Source organism: Flavobacterium sp. RSP49 (genome assembly GCF_003968735.1).
Classification (GTDB): Bacteria; Bacteroidota; Bacteroidia; order Flavobacteriales; family Flavobacteriaceae; genus Flavobacterium.
Genome location: NZ_RYDN01000003.1, coordinates 39,445 through 60,002 on the forward strand (window position 1 = coordinate 39,445; position 20,558 = coordinate 60,002).

Consider the following 20,558-nt stretch of genomic DNA (forward strand, 5'->3'; position numbering starts at 1 on the left):
CCAAATTTATGTGTGGAATCGTTGGATATATAGGTTATAGAGAAGCTTATCCTATTGTAATAAAGGGATTGAAAAGGCTTGAGTACAGAGGGTATGATAGTGCTGGAGTCATGCTATATGATGGCGAAAACTTGAAACTGTGTAAGACAAAAGGAAAGGTTTCTGATCTGGAGGAGAGCGTTTCTTCTAGCATTACTACCAACGGAACAATTGGAATAGGTCACACACGTTGGGCTACGCATGGAGTTCCTAATGATGTAAATTCGCATCCGCATCTTTCTAATTCTGGAGATTTGGCTATAATCCATAACGGAATTATTGAAAACTATTCTCCCTTAAAAGCAGAGTTGATAAAAAGAGGGTATGTATTTCATTCAGATACGGATACCGAGGTGTTAGTGAATCTAATTGAAGAAGTACAAAAAAAAGACAATCTAAAATTAGGCAAAGCAGTCCAGGTCGCTTTAAACCAAGTGGTGGGCGCTTATGCAATTGCTGTCTTTGATAAAAAAAATCCTAATGAAATTGTGGCTGCCCGTCTGGGAAGTCCACTGGCTATAGGTGTTGGAGAAGGAGAATTTTTCATTGCCTCTGATGCTTCCCCATTCATAGAATATACATCGAATGCTATTTATTTAGAAGACGGTGAAATGGCGAATATCAGGTTGCACAAACCGATGAAAATCCGGAAAATTAAAGATGATTCTTTAGTAAATCCGAATATTCAGGAACTTCAAATGAATTTGGAGCAAATTGAAAAAGGAGGATATGATCATTTCATGCTGAAAGAAATTTATGAGCAGCCAAGTGTTATCAAAGATACTTATCGTGGAAGGCTTCATGCTAATCAGGGATTGATTCAAATGTCTGGTGTGGAAGATAATTTAGAAAAATTTTTAAACGCCGATAGAATTATAATCGTTGCTTGCGGTACTTCTTGGCATGCCGGTTTAGTTGCGGAATATATATTTGAAGAATTTGCCCGTATCCCAGTTGAAGTTGAATATGCATCAGAATTCCGATATAGAAATCCTATAATTAATAGTAAAGATATTGTGATCGCCATCTCTCAATCTGGAGAAACGGCAGATACAATGGCGGCAATTAAGTTGGCCAAAGAAAACGGGGCATTTGTTTTTGGAGTATGCAATGTGGTGGGTTCTTCTATTTCTAGAGAAACACATGCTGGAGCCTATACACATGCCGGACCTGAGATAGGTGTTGCTTCGACCAAGGCTTTTACCACTCAAATTACGGTTTTGACTATGATTGCGTTGCGTTTGGCTAAAGCCAAAGGGACATTGTCAAATTCTGTTTTTCATGCTTATTTACAGGAATTAGAAATTATACCTGAAAAAGTAAAAGAAGCTTTAGAGACAAACGAGAGAGCAAAAGAAATTGCGGCGATGTTTAAAGATGCTCCAAATTGTCTTTATTTGGGGAGAGGCTATAACTTTCCTGTAGCGCTTGAAGGAGCCTTAAAGCTAAAAGAGATTTCCTATATTCATGCTGAAGGTTATCCTGCTGCTGAAATGAAACATGGACCAATTGCACTGATAGATGAACACATGCCAGTAGTCGTTATTGCGCCTAAACAAGGTCATTACGATAAAATTGTAAGTAATATACAAGAAATAAAATCCAGAAGTGGTAAAATTATAGCAGTGGTGACTAAAGGCGATACTCAAGTTAGGGAGTTAGCAGATTATGTTATCGAAATACCAGAAACTTCAGATGCTTTATCGCCGCTGATAACTACAATACCGTTACAGCTCTTGTCCTATCATATTGCTGTTATGCGGGAATGCAATGTAGACCAACCTCGTAATTTAGCAAAATCGGTTACTGTAGAATAAAATATAATAGGGATATTATTGACATCCTTTTTAATAGTGCCAGCCTCGAAAGAAAAACTTTCGAGGCTTTTTTTATTAGTACTTTTTTTGTCTTTAATTTTTTTCCGAAATGCAAACGAATCATAAATGTTTGCTCTTTTGACACTTTTATCATATATCCAAAAATCAATAATAATTTTGTGATAAATGTATTTTTTATATGCATGCATAGTGAAATTTTGATTTTTTAATCTAAATTTTAACATTTTAAAATAAAATACAAATGTAGAATAACTGTAAATGAGGCAAAATTACTGATAAATATGAAATTTTTTAGCCGATTTTTTATTAATATCAAAAATATTTGTACTTTGGCTACATAAACCAACAAAATAGAACCCAATGAGAGTGTATTTACTTTTTTTGTCATTGTTTTTTTGCAGTCTAACCTTTGCTCAAAACTCAATTTCAGGTATTGTTACAGATAGTAACAACCAACCAATTCCTGGAGCCAACATCAAGATAGTTGGAGATACTTCTGGCACAATTACGGATCTTGACGGTTCTTTTGTATTGCAATCCTCTAAAAAACTACCTTATTCAATTGAGGTGACCAGTGTGGGGTTTGTTTCCCAACAAATTAGTGTTGTTTCCAGTAGTCAAAAACTATTCATAATGCTTTTAGACGAAGAGAATAAATTAGATGAAATTGTAGTTTCTGCTTCAAGAACACCAGAACGAGTGATCGAGTCCCCGGTTACTATTGAAAGAATGGGAATTCAGCAGATAAAAAACACCACAGCGCCAACTTTTTATGATGGTTTAGAAAACCTGAAAGAGGTGCATTTTAATACCAGTAGTATTTCCTTTAAATCGATCAATACAAGAGGTTTTTCAACTGTCGCCAACACGCGTTTTATGCAATTGGTAGACGGAATGGATAATTCCTCTCCGGCCTTAAACTTTGTTTTGGGAAATTTAATAGGACTTTCTGATATTGATGTTGCTAACGTAGAATTACTGCCAGGAGCTTCCTCTGCATTGTATGGTGCAAATGCTTTCAATGGTATTTTATTTATGAACAGTAAAAATCCGTTCACAAATCAAGGAATCAGTACTTATGTAAAATATGGACAAACAACCCAGAAAGCAGCAGGAACTAATGATTATTTTGATTTTGGACTTAGAGCTGCTAAAGCGTTCAGCAAGCATTTTGCCGCCAAAGGGAATTTTAATTTTTTGAGGGCTACTGAATGGATTGCTGCTGATCAAAGGAGTGTTACTGGCGGATCAATAGGTCATGCTAATAATCAAAATTATGACGGATTAAATTTATACGGTGATGAGGTAACCACTTTTATCACTAATGTTGGTCAGGTAAGCAGAACGGGATACCGAGAACAAGACCTGAATGACAATAAAGTAAGAAGTGTAAAGGCAGATTTTTCTTTACATTTTAAACCATGGGAAGGGGAAACCGAAATTATATTACAGCACAAAATAGGTTTGGGGAGCACTATTTATCAAGGAGCGAATAGATATGCGCTTAATGATTTCTTTATGCAACAAACTAAAATAGAAGTAAAAGGGAAAAATTTCTTTGTGAGAGGGTATGTTACTGATGAAGATGCGGGGAATTCCTATGACATGCGTTTTGCTGCTTGGAATGTAAATAGAGCGGCAAAATCAGATACAGAATGGTTTACGAACTATGCTACAGCATATCAACTTTCAGGGGCAGTTTTGGGAACTAATGCGCAGTTGTCTGCCGCGAATGCAAGGAACTATGCCGATTACAATATTAAACCGGCTGGACTTCCTTTTTTGCCAACTCCAACAGGGAGTGCAAGATTTGAACCGGGTTCGGTACAATTCAATCGTGCTTTGGCGGCTGCAATCGCGGAACCGGATCTAACCAAAGGAGCTAAATTTATTGATCAATCAAAAATTTACCATTCAGATGTAAATTATAATTTTAAAGATCTAATAAAATTTGCAGAGATTCAATTAGGAGGGTCATTCAGACAATATGAAATGAATTCTCAGGGAACAATTTTTACTGATTTTGATGGTCCTTTACGTTATAACGAGTATGGTGCTTATACGCAATTAACTAAAAAATTCTTAGATGACCGATTGAAATTTACTGGGTCTGCACGGTACGATAAAAGTCAAAATTTTAATGGAAATATATCCCCACGTGTCTCTTTAGTGTATTCTGCGGGAGAGTCAAAAAGACATAATTTCAGGGTTTCTTATCAAACTGGTTTTAGAAATCCAACAACTCAAGACCAGTATATTGGTCTTGACTTAGGGCCATTTGCTCTAATTGGTTCAGCTCCTGAAAACTTAGATCGTTTTACAGAGGTTAGAGGAGTTAGTGCGGCGGGACAAGCAATGGGCGTTCCTGCTACGTTAACATTAACAGGACAAAATGCGTATAATAATTCGTTTACGCTAGCTTCAGTTCGGGCTTTTAGTGCGGCAATAGCGGCTAATCCAGCTAATGTTCCGGCTGCAGCAGCTTTGTTGCAAGTGGCTAATATAGGGCTGGTAAAGCCAGAAGAAGTTCAAGCACTTGAGCTAGGATATCGTACGGTTGTAAATAATGACTTATCAATTGATATTAATGGATATTACAATGTGTATAATGATTTCATGAATGTTTCAAGAGTAATTAGTCCTTATTATGGGGACGTTAACACGACATTTGATTTTGGCAATCCGGCAACTTTAGCGACACTTTCTGCTTTAAGTAACGGAGATAGAAGGGTGTATCAAGTGTATACAAATACCACTGCGAAAATTACGTCTCAAGGGTTTGGAGTAGGCTTATCTAAAAAAGTGTATAAAGATTTTGAGGTTGGTGTCAATTATAACTTTGCTGAATTTAGTTTCGATCAAGCAGAAGATCCAGGTTTTGTAGCTGGTTTCAATACTCCAAAACATAGGGTTAAAGCGTCTTTAGGAAATGATAAATTATTCAAAAATTTTGGGTTTAATATCAATGTGAGATACAATACGGAATATTTATGGCAGTCCTCGTTTGCTGATGGAATTGTTCCTGAATATACAGTCTTAGATGCTCAGATTAATTATGGTTTTCCGTTCTTAAAATCAGTGCTTAAAGTAGGAGCTACTAATTTAGGAGGAAGGGATTATATTCAGGTAATTGGAGCGGGTGCCATCGGACAACAATGGTTTGCTTCTTGGACAATTAATCCGTAATTCAGAAAAGTCAATAATTTTAAAAAATATATTATGATAAAAAATTTCAAATGGCTGTTGTTGATTTCGCTAACCTTCGCAGCATGTAATAACGAGGATGAGGTAGTCGTTGAAGAGCCGCTAACTGCAGGTTCTGCAGATTTCTCTAAATTTGTGGCTTTAGGAGATTCATTTGCGGCAGGATATAGTGATGGTGCTCTTTTTAAAGCGGGTCAAAAAAATTCATATCCAAATATTATGGCAGAGCAATTCGCTTTAGTTGGTGGAGGTGTTTTTACAAATCCATTTATGGCTGACGATAATAGAGGAGGTTTTTCTAATGGAGGGAATCAAATTCCACAATTTCCAACTCGTTTGTATTTCAATGGTGCTGGGCCTGTAAATGTTTCAGGTGTTTCGGGAACAGTTTTTGGCACTAGTATTTCTGGAGCATACAGCAATATGGGTGTTCCAGGTGCGAAAGCTATACACTTAGGAATCGCAGGATACGGGCAAGCGAACCCATACTTTGGCAGATTTGCAAAAACCGCAATGTCAAGTATGGTTAAAGATGCTACAGATCAAAATCCAACTTTTTTCTCCTTGTTTATTGGAGGGAATGATGTTTTAGGATATGCTACTAATGGTGGTATTCCTACTTCGCAAGATCCTGTTGCGGGAAATGATATTACTCCGGCAGGCACATTTAACGCGGCTTACAATGCTTTAGCTGTTGCTCTTGCTACAGGAGGAAGAAAAGGAGTTGTAGCAAATTTACCATATATCAACAATCTTCCGTTTTTCACGACGGTTCCCTATAACCCAATTCCATTGGATGCTGCCACTGCAGCACAATTGAATACACAGTTGCTAGGGCCTGTAAAACAAATTCTTTCTGCTTTGGGCGCTGGAAGCAGAATCAAAACACTGTCTGCTTCAGCTACAAATCCGTTGTTGATAAGGGATGAAACTTTGGTAAACTACAGTGCTCAGATAACTGGTGCTTTGACTGCTGCTGGCGTTCCTGCATCTCAAGCTGGTTTAATGGGTAACTTATACGGTCAAGCACGTCATGCTAATGGAGGAGCAAATGTTGCTAATAAAGATTTTATATTACTTACTACCAGAACGGTTATTGGAACATCACAAGCTGGAATTCCGCCTCCATTTAATACAGTGGGGGTGACTTATCCATTACAAGATAATAGAGTTTTAACAGCTTCGGAGGTTTCTGAGATAAAGTTAGCTACTGATGCTTATAATGTAACGATAAAAGCTGCTGCAGATTCTAATGGCCTGGCTTTTGTTGATGCTGCGTCAATTTTAAATCAGTTGAATAACGGAGGAATTCGTTTTGGTACTTTTCACATGACAGCTGCTTATGTAACTGGTGGTACTTTTTCTTTAGACGGAGTTCATCCAAGTCCTAGAGGATATGCTTTGATTGCCAATAAATTCATAGAAGCCATAAATACTAAATATGGCTCTAACTTGAAAGGTGTTGATTTAGGGTTATACGGAATTCAATATCCGGCTTCTATTCAATAATTAGAATTTGATTTTTACATAATAACAACCACCCGTTTGATGACGTGGTGGTTGTTTATTTTAGTGACAACTCGGTCTTTTGTTAGTTTCTAAGTCGTTTGTAAATAATCTATTAAAAAAATATCTTTTTTTATAAAAAAACATCTTGATTTTATATTTTAAAAATTATCTTTGCACACTGAAAAAAGGGTATAATCGATATGTTTCGATTGGTTCTGTTTCATAAACCTAAATAGCTATTTAATAAATACATAAGTGATGTCAAAAGTAATAGGAAAAGTTGCCCAAATCATTGGCCCAGTAGTTGACGTTGTTTTCAACGGTAAGGATGTTGAACTTCCAAAAATTTATGATTCATTAGAAATCACAAAAAAAGATGGTACACTATTAGTACTTGAAGTACAATCTCACATTGGTGAAAACACGGTACGTACCATTTCGATGGACTCAACAGATGGTTTGAGTAGAGGTTATGAAGTAGTTGGAACAGGAAATCCTATCCAAATGCCAATTGGTGCTGATGTTTACGGTCGTTTATTCAACGTGATTGGAGATGCAATTGATGGTTTAGGAAACTTGCCAAAAACAGGAGAAAACGGGATGTCTATTCACAGACAGGCACCGAAATTTGAAGATCTATCAACTTCATCTGAAGTTTTATTCACAGGTATTAAAGTAATCGATTTAATTGAGCCTTACTCAAAAGGAGGGAAAATTGGATTGTTTGGTGGTGCTGGTGTTGGTAAAACAGTATTAATTCAAGAGTTGATCAACAATATTGCAAAAGGTCACGGTGGACTTTCTGTATTTGCAGGAGTAGGGGAAAGAACACGTGAAGGAAATGACTTACTTCGTGAGATGCTAGAGTCAGGAATTATAAAATACGGAGATGAATTCATGCACTCTATGGAAAATGGAGGATGGGATTTATCTAAAGTAGATATGCCAGGAATGAGAGAGTCTAAAGCTACTTTCGTTTTCGGACAAATGAATGAGCCTCCAGGAGCTCGTGCTCGTGTAGCACTTTCTGGATTATCTATCGCTGAATATTTCCGTGATGGTGCAGGAACTGATCAAGGGAAAGATGTATTGTTCTTCGTGGATAATATCTTCCGTTTTACACAAGCAGGTTCTGAGGTTTCGGCACTTTTAGGCCGTATGCCATCTGCAGTGGGTTACCAACCAACATTGGCTACTGAAATGGGTGCAATGCAAGAACGTATTACATCAACAAACAAAGGTTCTATTACATCAGTACAAGCGGTTTATGTTCCTGCGGATGATTTAACGGATCCGGCTCCGGCTACAACTTTTGCTCACCTTGATGCAACAACAGTATTATCTCGTAAAATTGCTGAGCTAGGTATTTATCCAGCGGTTGATCCATTGGATTCAACTTCAAGAATCCTTACGCCTCAAATTTTAGGTGATGAGCATTATGACTGTGCACAAAGAGTAAAAGAAATTTTACAAAAATACAAACAATTACAAGATATCATTGCGATCCTTGGTATGGAAGAATTATCTGAAGAAGATAAATTAGCCGTTTCAAGAGCACGTCGTGTACAACGTTTCTTATCTCAACCCTTCCACGTTGCAGAGCAATTTACAGGATTAAAAGGAGTGTTAGTGGACATCAAAGATACTATCAAAGGATTTAATATGATTATCGACGGTGAATTAGATCACTTGCCAGAATCAGCTTTCAACCTTAAAGGTACTATTGAAGAAGCTATCGAAGCTGGAGAAAAAATGTTAGCGGAAGCATAAATTAATGTTCAGTGTTCAGTCTCAGTATTCAGTACTGTGACTGTAAACTGAGACTGTAAACTAAAAAGTATGTTATTAGAAATAGTATCACCAGAAGCAAAATTGTTTTCAGCAGAAGTAACTTCGGTTACATTGCCCGGAGTTGATGGAAGCTTTCAAATTTTGAATAACCACGCGCCAATCGTTTCTATTTTAGGAAAAGGTGTCGTGAAAATTACAGCTTCTACTTTTGCTTTTGCAAAAGAGGTAGTTGGTAAATTCACGAAGTTAGATGATCAAAATTATACGCTAACGATCACTTCAGGAACAATTGAAATGAAAGACAACAAAGTTATTGTTTTAGTTGACTAAGATGATTTCCGATATATAAATGAAAGCCTCGCAATTTGTGAGGCTTTTTTTTTGGAGCTATGTCCAGCTGTCCACTATATCTTTTACAAAGCTTCCAGCCTTCAAAAGGCTGGAAGCTTTGTAAAAGGATGCCGTTTCCATCTGGGCTAAAAAGTCGAGAACAAGAGATTATTTATCCTTTACGAACTCCATAATATCTCCGGGTTGACATTCCAGAATTTTACAAATCAGTTCTAGAGTCGAAAATTGAATCACCTTTGCTTTCACGGTTTTCAAAATAGAAAGGTTGGCCGTGGTAATTCCCATTCGTTCCGCTAATTCATTGGAACGTATCTTCCGCTTTGCGAGCACAATATCTAAGTTGATGATAATAGACATGGTTATATTGTTAAATTATTTTCCGTTTCTATGATATTTCCTTTTTTAATAACATCAGAAAAAGCTAATAACCCAAATCCAATTGCAAGTAGTAAAAAATACAAAATAATGTCAGAAAGTATTTGGTCCTTTGGCGTCTGACTCATGCCCATCAGTCTAATTATAATCCCATAAACGCTTAACAGCAATAAAAGACAGCCACTTCTTTTAAATCTCTCTGCGCTTTTAAAATTAAAAAAGCCTAACTGGTTTCCAACATCTGTTAGGAGGTAGTTGATAAAATTAGATATTAAAACAAACCATTAAAACAAATCACCAACTTGATTATTCCTAGTTATTCTGCACCATCAATAAGAGCTCTTGCAATTGCAAAGCCACCCACTTTTTCGCCTAATTCAAGTCCTTTTTCACAATCGCTTCTATAATGAATGCATCCAAACATTCTGGAATCCGAAGCTTCTTTTGCCATAGCTACAAAACCTTTTGCTTTTGAAGGGATGAGATGTGATAAAACAACATAGGCTGCACCGCTGAAGGTGGAATGGCCGGATACATAAGCAGGGAAATTTGGAATCCCGGTTAATGTTTTTATAGACGGATCCATTTGTGATGGTCTTGGATTGAAGTACCTGTATTTTGCGTCCCAGCAGCAGATCGCCGCATCCATCATGGCAATATTTAGCAACGCTAGATTTCGTGCCCAGCGCACCTCACTATAATTGAGTGCTACAAATGACTCTGATGCAATTGCATTCCAGTGTCCCGGTGGCGTATAAGTTCCTACTCCATCAGCCCAAAAAGTAACAATTTCCATGTTTTTTCTAGTGGCATTTTTTGCATAACTTTTTACTTCAGCTAATTCTTTTGCAAATTGTTCTGATTTTGTTGATGGTGGTGGAACCGGGCGACTGGCCACAACCATTTCAGGAGTCATAAGGAATGATTTTACTTTTCCAAATAATGGTAGCATTGGAGGTCTTGCTGGTATATCTAATGATTTCCATGGAGTTTCTCCGGTTGCTGCCGTTTGAGTTTCCAGTTGTGTCCAAAGCGCTTGATTGCCAATAGCAGCTCCTGTTCCGTCAGCAGCTGCTCTTGCGATAAATTTAGTTGCTATTTTTCGCCCTAAAATAATTCCAGCATCCACATCACTGCGAACATTGGCACCACTAATGATTCGATACAATTTTTGTTCCTCTGCCTTTTCTTGTATGTAAGCGCTTTCTGTTGGGAATAATAATTTTAATAACTCAACTGTTACTCCTGCTAAAACAGCATCTTCAGAGGGATAGGAAGGCAAGTTGCTTTTTGGGATTAAAACCGGTAATGTAGCATCAACCGTAAAAGGTGCAGCTCTATTGTACAGTTTTTTATAATGCCAAGTTGCTATCATCGCATCGTATTGCGCCGCACTCACATAGGCATACGCTCTGGCTGCATAAGGCGGATTTGAGAATGGAAACTGCGGATTCGCAAACGGATTTGCTCCAGATGGTGCAGGGTAGGTTCCGTCTTCATTTTGATACGGCGGTCGATTGTGTCTTGCCACTAATGTTCGCATGATTTCATTCCAACGCAAAACTCCTCCGGCACTCCAGTATTTTATGATCTTTCTTTGGTCTTGCGTGATGTTTGCCTGATAGCTTTTTATGTCATTTATTTCTCTTGTAAATGCCGCTGCGGTAGTTGCTATTGGTGCATCCAAAGAGAACTCATCCGGAGTAGTCAGTAAGAATGTTTTCCAGGTTCCTGCTAATTGGTCTGTATTGGCTGGATTCAATTGAGGGAATTGCTCGTTGCGTTCTGTTAGCTCATCACTGCAAGATTGGTTCAATGTAAGAAACAGAACCAAAAGAGTGTAATAGGCTATTTTTTGTGTTTTATTTTTCATTTTCTTGTGCTGTTTTTTTTAAATTAAGGATGTAAAATAAACCACCATAGAAGGTGTTTGATTGCCCAATATTTCTACCTTCCGTAACAAAATTGTACCCCCCAATAAGAGATAATCCCGGAATTTTCTGGACTGTGTATTTCGTATTCATGCCAAATTTTAAGGCATTCATAGTATTGCTCGGGAAAGGCATGTTGTTGGTAGTGATGTCAAATCCTCCGGATTGCGTAACCCAGTTATCAAGAACTACTTCGGCTATTAATCTAGTGGAACGATAGCCAATTCTCAAGTTTACAGAAATTGCGTCTGGCATGTCTACTTCATTGGTGTAATGCATTTCGGTTGTGTAATAGGAATTTCTATCAATAATTATATTGGCCCTTTTTACATACGCTCCCGAAATAGTGGTAAAAAAATGACCTCTTTGATAATCACCCATGATGCGTAAAGATGCTGTCTTGCTTTTTAGGCCAAGACTCAAGGGTAAATAATCAGCTGAATAATCAGAAACTGGAGCCGAAAGACCTCCCAAAGCATATAACGAGTAGGTAGCTTTACCAATTGTTTTTTCAAATGGCATGTATTTTACTGTTAGTGAAATATCTTGTAATCCTTTTTGGCCTTCCATTGTTCCAGCACTTGCATGTGTATCCACGTAAGGAAGACTGAAAATAATATTCAATTTATCAGAAACACCATAGTTTCCCATTAGAGCAATTGATTTTGTTGAAACAGTACCCAGATTAAGATTTTCTCTTTTAAAGGTTCCTTCCCAATACTTATCCCAGCTGCTGTATTGGTAAACAGCTCCGAGACAAAAATTGTTTTTGCTCATCATAATACCATCAATCTCGGTTTGAGCATTTATAAATAAAGGTGCCAACAGCAGGCAGTTCAGATAAATTTTTTTCATTAAAAAATGATTTTTGGTTAATGGTTTTAGCCTTTTTTAGAATGGGTAATGGTATAAAATAGTACAACAACAACTTTTTACCTAAGAAGGTCTGAGTTAAAAAAATAGTGATTGTTTGTCAAGTAATATCGCTGTAAAACAAGATTTGTTTTTGGCTTCAGCCAAAAAATCTCTTTGAATTTACAAGGCTAAATGCATTGATTAAGGGCGTTTTTCAAACACAGAACTTTTCTGTAAATCTATTTTAGTCATGGTCCTAAAGGCTAGTTGTACAAAGTATACCAGAATAGCAATGCAAAATGGCCTATCAAATTATTCACAAAAGTGAATTCAGAAAACACAAAAACCTGTTTTGTATTTATAACGGGCACAATTTCTATCGAAAGGGTGTAATAAATGTACAGATGTAGCTAAAGCAATCATGAATTATCTTGACTTACAAAAACCGGATAAAAGCGAATGATTCTACTAAAATGAATGACGATTTAAACGAAATCAGGTGGTGAATACGAAATGGAAGTGTACCCGGAATCTAACGCCTGGTTTGGCGTAATGATAGGTTCAGCAGAAAGTATCGCTGTTTTTGGATAAAAAGCTAGGCAAACAGTATTATTTGGAATATAATCTTGAAGAAAAGACTTCATGAGTTTTTTAACCGGAGACTCTTTAGAGGAAGATCCATTAAATAATTGATTGTCAACAATATCTTTTAAATCCTGGCTTATTGCATCTTGATGTGCATTGCGCAGGTAATACAAACTTAGTATGTTATTTTGAATTCTTTTCTTGAAAATATGATACCTTTTATTGTTGATAACCACATCTTCATTGACGTACTCAAAATCAGTGTCTTCAATAAAAGAATATAAAGTTGCATTCAATTGGATTACTTCAAACTCTGTATCATGTCTTTTTTCCATAGTAGATACCCACGCTTGCTCTTCTTGATAAGCAAACATCAGATAGTATCCCATCACGTTGTAGAACAACGTTACTATTAAAAAAAGTGATGCAATTCGTTTCATAATTTCCCGAAAGTAGAAAACTATTTAATAAGTTAACATTTTCAATATTAATTTTAAGTTTTTTTTAACATAATTTAATAAAATTATAAAACGAAACCGTTTTCGGAAAAATTTGTATATTTTTTTTTAATAGTTGTTTTTTAATTGTTAATTTTTATAGAATTATATTTTTTTGAATAATGAAACAAGATTCTGTATTAGAATTCCTGTTTCAAAATTCATTAATTGGAAGAAATTAGTAAACAAAAATGGCGCAAAATTCATAAACCAAAAAAGATGCTTATTTTTGTGGACTATGAAACATTTCCCAGAAAATCTATCCGCTAAACTTGAAATTCGAAAGCAAAATAATGCGTTGCGAAAATTGCCTTTATCAAGTAAAAGAATTGATTTTTCTTCCAATGATTACTTGGGCTTTTCACAATCAGAAATTATATTTAATCATACGCACGAGTATTTAATTACTAATAATGTCATTCAAAACGGGGCGACCGGTTCCCGATTATTATCCGGGAACCATAAGCTGTATCAAGAAACAGAAAACTATATTGCCAGTTTCCACCAATCAGAAACAGCCTTGATTTTTAATTCGGGTTACAATGCCAATATTGGTTTTTTTAGTGCCGTTCCACAAAAAGGCGATTTGATTTTATACGATGAATTGTGTCATGCTTCTATTCGGGACGGAATCCAACTGTCGAAAGCCAAAGCCTATAAATTCAATCATAATGATTTTGAGGATTTAGAAAACTTGATTTTACGGAATCCAAACACTATTATTTATATCGTTACTGAATCTGTTTTTTCTATGGATGGTGATTGTCCCAATTTGGAAGAATTAGTTTTGGTTTCAACTAAATACAATTGTTATCTTGTTGTGGATGAGGCGCATGCTTTGGGCGTTTTTGGTGAAACAGGCGGGGGATTGGTTCAAATGCAGGGTCTACAAGAACATGTCTTTGCTCAAATTATGACTTTCGGGAAAGGACTGGGATGCCATGGAGCCGCGATTTTAGGCTCGGTTGAATTGAGGGATTATTTAGTAAATTTCTCCCGCAGTTTTATTTATACCACAGGGCTTTCGCCACATTCTGTTGCTGCGATTTTGGTTGCGTACCAGCATTTAAAAAAAGATTCGGTTTCAATTTTAAAATTAAAAGAAAACATTGTCTTTTTCAATCAGCAGAAAAATCTATTGAGTTTAAAACCACTTTTCGTCCGAAGCAAATCGGCAATACAATCTGCGATTATTCCCGGAAATGAAAAAGTAAAAACCATCGCCAGTCAACTGCAGGAAAAAGGATTTGATGTGAAAGCTATACTTTCGCCAACGGTTCCCGAAGGGCAGGAACGCCTGCGTTTTTGCATTCATAGTTACAATTCGACGCAAGAAATTTCGGAAGTGTTGCATTTGTTGTGCACTTTTCTTTTTTAGCCAGCGGATGCTCCGGATTTCAAGGATTAAAACAGATTAGTGCATTAACGTACTTCTTGCTGTAATTATGGGTTTACTTTTGATTGCAGATTAATCCTGAATTCAAATAATCAAAAAAGCATAAAGAATACGGGTGAATTGTATTGTAAACTATCGGTACTTTATTAGGAAAGAAGCGATTAGTATTTAAACCTAATATGGTTTGTAAATTAATTTTTTATTGTACGTATTTTGAGTGCTTAAATTGGTCCTTATTTAACGCATCGCCTATATTTTCTTTCTCATTCTCGCCACAGGAATATCGAGTTGTTCTCTGTATTTAGCAATGGTTCTTCTCGCAATTGGATATCCTTTTTCTTTTAGGATTTCGGCCAGTTGATCATCTGGAAGCGGTTTTTTCTTGTCTTCTTCCTCAATTGTATTTTGAAGGATTTTCTTGATTTCCAATGTCGAAACATCCTCGCCTTGATCGTTTTTCATGGATTCCGAGAAAAATTCCTTGATCAGTTTCGTGCCATAAGGCGTTTCTACATATTTGCTGTTTGCTACACGTGAAATCGTCGAAATGTCAAGACCTACCATGTCGGCAATATCTTTTAAGATCATTGGTTTTAACTTGGTTTCATCACCATCCAGAAAAAACTCTTCCTGATAATGTGTAATCGCATTCATGGTTACAAAAAGGGTTTCCTGACGTTGGCGTATCGCATCGATAAACCATTTAGCTGAATCCAACTTTTGCTTTATAAACTGCACTGCATCTTTTTGCTGTGCCGATTTGTCTCGGGAATCCTTATACGTTTGCATCATTTCCTGATACTCTTTAGAAACGTGCAGAGAAGGAGCATTTCGACCGTTTAAAGTCAGTTCCAGTTCACCGTCTACAATTCTAATGGCAAAATCAGGAACTACGTTTTCTGTTATTTTATTGTTTCCGGTAAAGGATCCTCCTGGTTTTGGGTTCAGTTTTTCTATTTCGTGAATTGCTTTTTTAAGCTGCTCATTTGAAACATTGTATTTTTGTAACAGCTTGTCATAATGTTTTTTAGTGAAAGCATCAAACTGATTTTCGATAATGTCAGTGGCCAGTTCTACGGATTCTGTCGGTGTTTTATGTTTCAATTGTAACAACAAACATTCCTGTAGATCTTGTGCGCCTACGCCGGATGGTTCCAGTTCATGAATTACCTGCAGCATTTTTTCGACCATTTTCTCATCGGTATAAATGCCTTGCGTGAATGCCATATCGTCTACCATATCAGCAACACTGCGACGAATATATCCCATGTCATCAATACTTCCTACAAGGAATTCAGCAATATCACGCTCTTCATCATTCAGGATGAAGGTATTCAACTGATTGATTAAATCCTGATGAAAACTCACTGGCGCGGCAAAAGGCGTTTCGCGATCATCGTCATCATCACTATAATTGTTAGCCTGCGTTTTATAATCCGGAGTTTCGTCATTGCTTAAATATTCGTCAATGTTGATGTCTTCGGCGTCAATCCGCTCTGATTCCGCATCATCATAATCGTCATAATCTTCGTTTTCGAATTCATCCTTTTCATACTCATCTTCTTCTTTTCCAGTTTCCAAAGCTGGATTCTCGTTCATTTCTTCCAGTAAACGCTGTTCGAAAGCTTGCGTAGGCAATTGAATTAACTTCATCAACTGAATTTGTTGAGGAGATAATTTCTGTGATAATTTTAAATTTAAGAATTGCTTCAGCATTTTTATTGTTTAATCGGTTAACCGTTTATTTGTTGAATCGATTAACCGAATAACCGACTAACCGAATAAACTTTTTTAAAACTCCGCATTCATTGGCGTTCTTGGAAAAGGAATTACGTCACGAATGTTTGTCATTCCTGTTACAAACAATACCAATCTTTCGAATCCAAGTCCAAAACCAGAGTGAACCGCTGAACCAAATCTTCGGGTATCAAGATACCACCATAATTCTTCTTCATCAATTCCTAAGGCTTTCATTTTTTCAACTAAAACATCAAAACGCTCTTCTCTTTGAGAACCGCCCACGATTTCTCCAATCCCTGGGAAAAGGATATCCATCGCACGAACCGTTTTTCCGTCTTCGTTCAAACGCATGTAAAATGCTTTGATATTTGCCGGGTAATCAAACAAGATTACCGGACATTTAAAGTGTTTTTCCACCAAATAACGCTCGTGTTCCGATTGTAAATCAGCTCCCCATTCGTTAATGATATAGTTAAATTTTTTCTTTTTATTAGGCGTACAATCCCTTAAAATATCAATTGCTTCCGTATATGAAACTCGTTTGAAATTGTTCTCTAAAACAAAATTTAATTTGTCAAGCAACGCCATTTCGCTTCTTTCCGCAACTGGTTTTGATTTCTCTTCATCCAATAATCTTCCTTCCAGGAATTTCAAATCCTCAGGACATTTTTCCAAAGTGTATTTAATTACATGCTGAATAAAATCTTCGGCCAAATCCATATTGTCATTCAAATCATTGAACGCTACCTCTGGCTCAATCATCCAAAATTCGGCAAGGTGACGCGAAGTATTCGAGTTTTCGGCTCTAAAGGTTGGTCCAAAAGTATAAATTTGACCCAAAGCCATCGCAAAAGTTTCTCCTTCCAGTTGTCCCGAAACCGTTAGGTTGGTTTCTTTTCCGAAGAAATCTTCTTTGTAATTCACTTTTCCATCTTCGGTTCTTGGCGTTCTGTCAAATGGCAAAGCGGTAACTTTAAACATTTCACCAGCACCTTCAGCATCCGATCCCGTGATGATTGGTGTATTCACATACACAAAACCTTTCTCTTGAAAATAACTGTGAACTGCATATGACAATACCGAACGCACTCTCATAATCGCTCCAAACATATTAGTACGCACTCTTAAATGCGCATTTTCCCGCAAGAAATCCAAGCTCGGTTTGTTCTTAGGTTGTATTGGGAATTTCTCCGCATCCGAATCTCCAAGGATTTCCAGTTTAGCTACCTGAATTTCAAATTTTTGTCCTGCACCTTTGCTTTCTATCAAAGTTCCGGTTACAGATATTGCTGCTCCAGTGGTAATTCTTTTCAAGGTTTCATCTGGAGTGTTTTCAAAATCGACAACACATTGTATATTATTGATAGTCGAGCCATCGTTTAAGGCAATAAATTGATTGTTTCTAAAAGTTCTCACCCATCCTTTTGCATTCACTTCATGAAGCGTTGTTGTGCTATTTAGTAAGTCTTTAACTTTTGTATGTCTCATTTTAGGGGTATAATTAATATTAAATAGTGTCTTGTAATTGAACTGCAAATATAAATGATTTGTTTTAAAAGTCATTGCGAGGAGTGAAGCAATCTGGAGCTATTTCCCGCTATTCGCTATATCTACGCCCAAAAGCGTGGGATGCCGCTGCTATCGGGGCTAAACGAATGGAGTTATTTGGGAATTTTTGAAAGTATTTTATGAATTTCCTGTACCGTTTTGCCTTTCTGTTCTTTATTTGCCATTCTGACGAAGGAGGAATCTTATCACTAATAGTTCATTTTTATAAGTTTTATCTTTAGTTAAAATGACAACGAGATTGGATAGGTTTTTTTAAATTTTTCTAGTTTTCATAATTCCCTAGCCCCGATAGCAGTGAAAATCATTTTTAAAGCTTCCAGCCTTTCAGAGGCTGGAAGCTTTAAAATATTGTAACGAATAGCGGGAAAAAGCTCCAAGTACTATTACTTGTTTTTCTGTAAATCATCAATCTCGGCATCACTTGGTTCGATGATGTCAATTTTGGGTTCGATAAAATCTTGTTCGTTGGCCAAAGTTTTATTCAAGGTCAAGACTAAAGCTGGCAACAACATCAAATTGGATAGCATTCCGAATAACAATGTCAATGAAATCAATCCGCCAAGTGCTATTGTTCCCCCAAAACTGGACAACATAAACACCGAAAATCCAAAGAACAACACGATAGAAGTATAAAACATGCTCAGGCCGGCATCCGTAAATGTGGCGTAAACGGATTTGCGAATTTTCCAATTATTTTTCTTTAATTCCTCGCGGTATTGCGACAGAAATCTTACGGTGTCATCCACCGAAAGACCAAACGCAATTCCGAAAACCAATATCGTCGACGGTTTCAGCGGAATGTCCAGAAAGCCCATGATTCCTGCGGTTAGCATTAGCGGCAATAAATTAGGAATGATAGAAACCAACACCATTTTGAACGAACGGAACATAAAACCAATCAAAAGTGCGGTCAGGAAAAAGGCGAAAGCCAGCGACGAAAGTAAGTTGTCCAGTAGGTAACCAGTTCCTTTCTGGAAAACTAAAGCTTTTCCGGTGATGGTGACTTTATATTGATCTGGCGGGAAAATTTTATCAGCTTTCTTGCGAATTTCAGCTTCAATTTTGGCAATATTATCGCCATTTTCATCGCGCATAAAAGTCGTGATTCGTGCAAATTGCCCCGTCGAATCCACATAGCTTTTCATCAGATTATCTTTGGAGTTTTTCGTGGCATTTTTAGCATACGACAAAATAAACGACTGTTCCTGTGACGTTGGCAATTCGTAGTAATCGGGATTTCCATTATAATACGCTTGCTTAGAATATTTTACCAGATTCACAATCGAAATGGGTTTTGATAATTCCGGGATTTCGTCAATGGTTTCCTCCAATTCGTCCATTCGCCTCAGCGTAGACAATTTCATAACTCCTTTTTTGCGTTTGGTGTCAATCATGATTTCGAGCGGCATCACGCCATCAAATTCTTTTTCGAAGAAAACAATGTCTTCAAAAAAGGCTTCTTTTTTAGGCATATCTTCAATCAAACTGCCGGAAATGCGCATTTCATAGATTCCTATAATGCTAATGACAAGTAAAATAATGGAAATAACATAAATTGAAAATCGATTGTATTTTACGTTTCTCAGAATCCAATTCATAAAAACCTTCACATAATTGCGGTCTAGGTGTTCGATGTGGCGCTCTTTGGGTGCTGGAATGTAACTATGAAAAATAGGAATGACAATAATGCACAAAAAGAAAAGTGCCATGATATTGATGGATGTTACAACTCCAAATTCTAATAACAATTGATTATTTGAAGCCACAAACGTAGCAAAACCTATAGCCGTGGTGAGATTCGTCATCAAGGTTGCCATTCCTACTTTGGTCGTGACACGCTGTAATGCTTTGGCTTTATTGTGGTGAATTTTGTATTCCTGATGGTATTTATTGGTCAGGAAAATACAGTTGGGGATTCCGATTACGATGATTAATGACGGAACTAGGGCGGTCAAAACCGTAATTTCGTAGTTTAATAATCCTAAAAACCCAAAAGACCACATCACGCCAATAATGACAATTACCATTGATATTAACGTCGCCCTAAAACTTCTAAAAAAGAAAAAGAAAAGCAATGAGGTGATTAATAAAGAGGCTCCAATGAAGATGCTAATCTCATCAGTGACAGTTTTTGCATTTAGTGTTCGGATGTAAGGCATTCCTGAAACGCGCAGGTCGATTCCGGTTTCTTTTTCGAATGTTTCGACTGCAGGAACTAATTTATCAAGGATAAAATCTTTTCGGGCTGCTGTGTTTACAATTTTTTTATCCATATAAACGGCAGAGCGAACGCTTCCGGATCTTTTGTTGAAAAGTAATCCTTCGTAAAAAGGCAAATCATTAAAAAGTTCTTTTTTAATTTTTTGAAGGTATGCCGGATCAAGAGTTTTGCTTTGGTCCACAAAAGGAACAAGTTCAAAGATTGCCAACGAATCATTTTTTTGTAATTTCTTTAAGTCATTTAACGAAATTACTAAATCAACCGCTTTTTCACCTTTTAACGTATTCATCATTTTGCTCCAGGAAGCAAAGGCTTTCGGGGTATATATGGCGTCATCTTTTACCCCGATGATGACTAGATTTCCCTCTTCCCCAAATTTATTTAAAAAGGCATTGTACTCAATGTTTACAATATTGTCATCCGGTAATAAATTGGCTTCAGTAAAAGCGAAGTGAATATTTTTCCATTGTAATGCTAAAAGTGCTGTTATCACAACAATAATAGATAACATTAAAACTCTGTTTCTAAGGACAATTCGCGCTATTAATTCCCAAAATCCTAAACTAAACCACTTAATCATAAATCAATATTAAAGGCGGTAAAGGTAGTCAAAACCACTATAAATCATTTATTTTAAAGGAAACTTTTTGTTGTTTT

13 protein-coding genes are annotated in these 20,558 nt (G+C 36.7%); 6 read left to right on the forward strand and 7 right to left on the reverse strand.

Translation table 11 applies throughout. The features are described 5' to 3' along the window. Positions 1 to 8 precede the first annotated feature (8 nt). The 5 genes from glmS to EKM02_RS02755 all read left to right on the forward strand — a co-directional run bounded on the left by glmS (position 9) and on the right by EKM02_RS02755 (position 8,711). A complete protein-coding gene (gene glmS / locus EKM02_RS02735) occupies positions 9 to 1,856 on the forward strand; it encodes a glutamine--fructose-6-phosphate transaminase (isomerizing) (protein WP_126451940.1) in 1,848 nt (615 codons plus the stop codon). Positions 1,857 to 2,237: 381 nt separating this feature from the next. Then, entirely contained in the window at positions 2,238 to 5,063 is a 2,826-nt protein-coding gene (locus EKM02_RS02740) for a carboxypeptidase-like regulatory domain-containing protein (RefSeq protein ID WP_126451941.1), read from the forward strand. Between the two features lie 33 nt (positions 5,064 to 5,096). Beyond that, complete coding sequence (locus EKM02_RS02745; protein WP_126451942.1) at positions 5,097 to 6,590, forward strand: G-D-S-L family lipolytic protein; 1,494 nt, start codon at positions 5,097 to 5,099, stop codon at positions 6,588 to 6,590. A gap of 258 nt (positions 6,591 to 6,848) precedes the next feature. Beyond that, positions 6,849 to 8,360 carry a F0F1 ATP synthase subunit beta gene (gene atpD / locus EKM02_RS02750; RefSeq protein ID WP_073204939.1) on the forward strand — a complete coding sequence of 504 codons (1,512 nt, stop codon included), beginning with the start codon at positions 6,849 to 6,851 and terminating at the stop codon, positions 8,358 to 8,360. A 69-nt stretch (positions 8,361 to 8,429) separates the two neighbouring features. Beyond that, complete coding sequence (locus EKM02_RS02755; protein WP_126451943.1) at positions 8,430 to 8,711, forward strand: FoF1 ATP synthase subunit delta/epsilon; 282 nt, start codon at positions 8,430 to 8,432, stop codon at positions 8,709 to 8,711. A gap of 168 nt (positions 8,712 to 8,879) precedes the next feature. Here the strand turns inward: EKM02_RS02755 and EKM02_RS02760 are convergent, their stop codons facing one another. The 4 genes from EKM02_RS02760 to EKM02_RS02775 all read right to left on the reverse strand — a co-directional run bounded on the left by EKM02_RS02760 (position 8,880) and on the right by EKM02_RS02775 (position 12,918). After that, positions 8,880 to 9,089, reverse strand: coding sequence for a helix-turn-helix domain-containing protein (locus EKM02_RS02760; RefSeq protein WP_126451944.1), 210 nt, complete (start codon positions 9,087 to 9,089; stop codon positions 8,880 to 8,882). A 334-nt stretch (positions 9,090 to 9,423) separates the two neighbouring features. Then, on the reverse strand, positions 9,424 to 10,980 hold the full coding sequence (locus EKM02_RS02765) for a phosphatase PAP2 family protein (protein ID WP_126451945.1): 1,557 nt from the start codon (positions 10,978 to 10,980) through the stop codon (positions 9,424 to 9,426). Beyond that, positions 10,970 to 11,893 carry a hypothetical protein gene (locus EKM02_RS02770; protein WP_126451946.1) on the reverse strand — a complete coding sequence of 308 codons (924 nt, stop codon included), beginning with the start codon at positions 11,891 to 11,893 and terminating at the stop codon, positions 10,970 to 10,972. The genes EKM02_RS02765 and EKM02_RS02770 overlap by 11 nt, the downstream gene beginning before the upstream one ends. A 485-nt stretch (positions 11,894 to 12,378) precedes the next feature. Continuing rightward, a complete protein-coding gene (locus tag EKM02_RS02775) occupies positions 12,379 to 12,918 on the reverse strand; it encodes a hypothetical protein (RefSeq protein WP_126451947.1) in 540 nt (179 codons plus the stop codon). Between the two features lie 295 nt (positions 12,919 to 13,213). Between EKM02_RS02775 and EKM02_RS02780 the strand changes: the two genes are divergently transcribed. Then, positions 13,214 to 14,353 carry an aminotransferase class I/II-fold pyridoxal phosphate-dependent enzyme gene (locus EKM02_RS02780; protein ID WP_126451948.1) on the forward strand — a complete coding sequence of 380 codons (1,140 nt, stop codon included), beginning with the start codon at positions 13,214 to 13,216 and terminating at the stop codon, positions 14,351 to 14,353. 267 nt (positions 14,354 to 14,620) lie between these two features. Here EKM02_RS02780 and rpoN read toward each other — a convergent pair whose 3' ends face one another. The 3 genes from rpoN to EKM02_RS02795 form a co-directional block, all read right to left on the reverse strand. Then, entirely contained in the window at positions 14,621 to 16,087 is a 1,467-nt protein-coding gene (rpoN, locus tag EKM02_RS02785) for an RNA polymerase factor sigma-54 (protein WP_126451949.1), read from the reverse strand. Between the two features lie 75 nt (positions 16,088 to 16,162). Then, positions 16,163 to 17,599, reverse strand: a complete 1,437-nt coding sequence (gene asnS, locus EKM02_RS02790; RefSeq protein ID WP_126451950.1) for an asparagine--tRNA ligase — start codon at positions 17,597 to 17,599, stop codon at positions 16,163 to 16,165. Between the two features lie 464 nt (positions 17,600 to 18,063). Next, complete coding sequence (locus EKM02_RS02795) at positions 18,064 to 20,481, reverse strand: efflux RND transporter permease subunit (protein ID WP_126451951.1); 2,418 nt, start codon at positions 20,479 to 20,481, stop codon at positions 18,064 to 18,066. Positions 20,482 to 20,558: the final 77 nt, after the last annotated feature.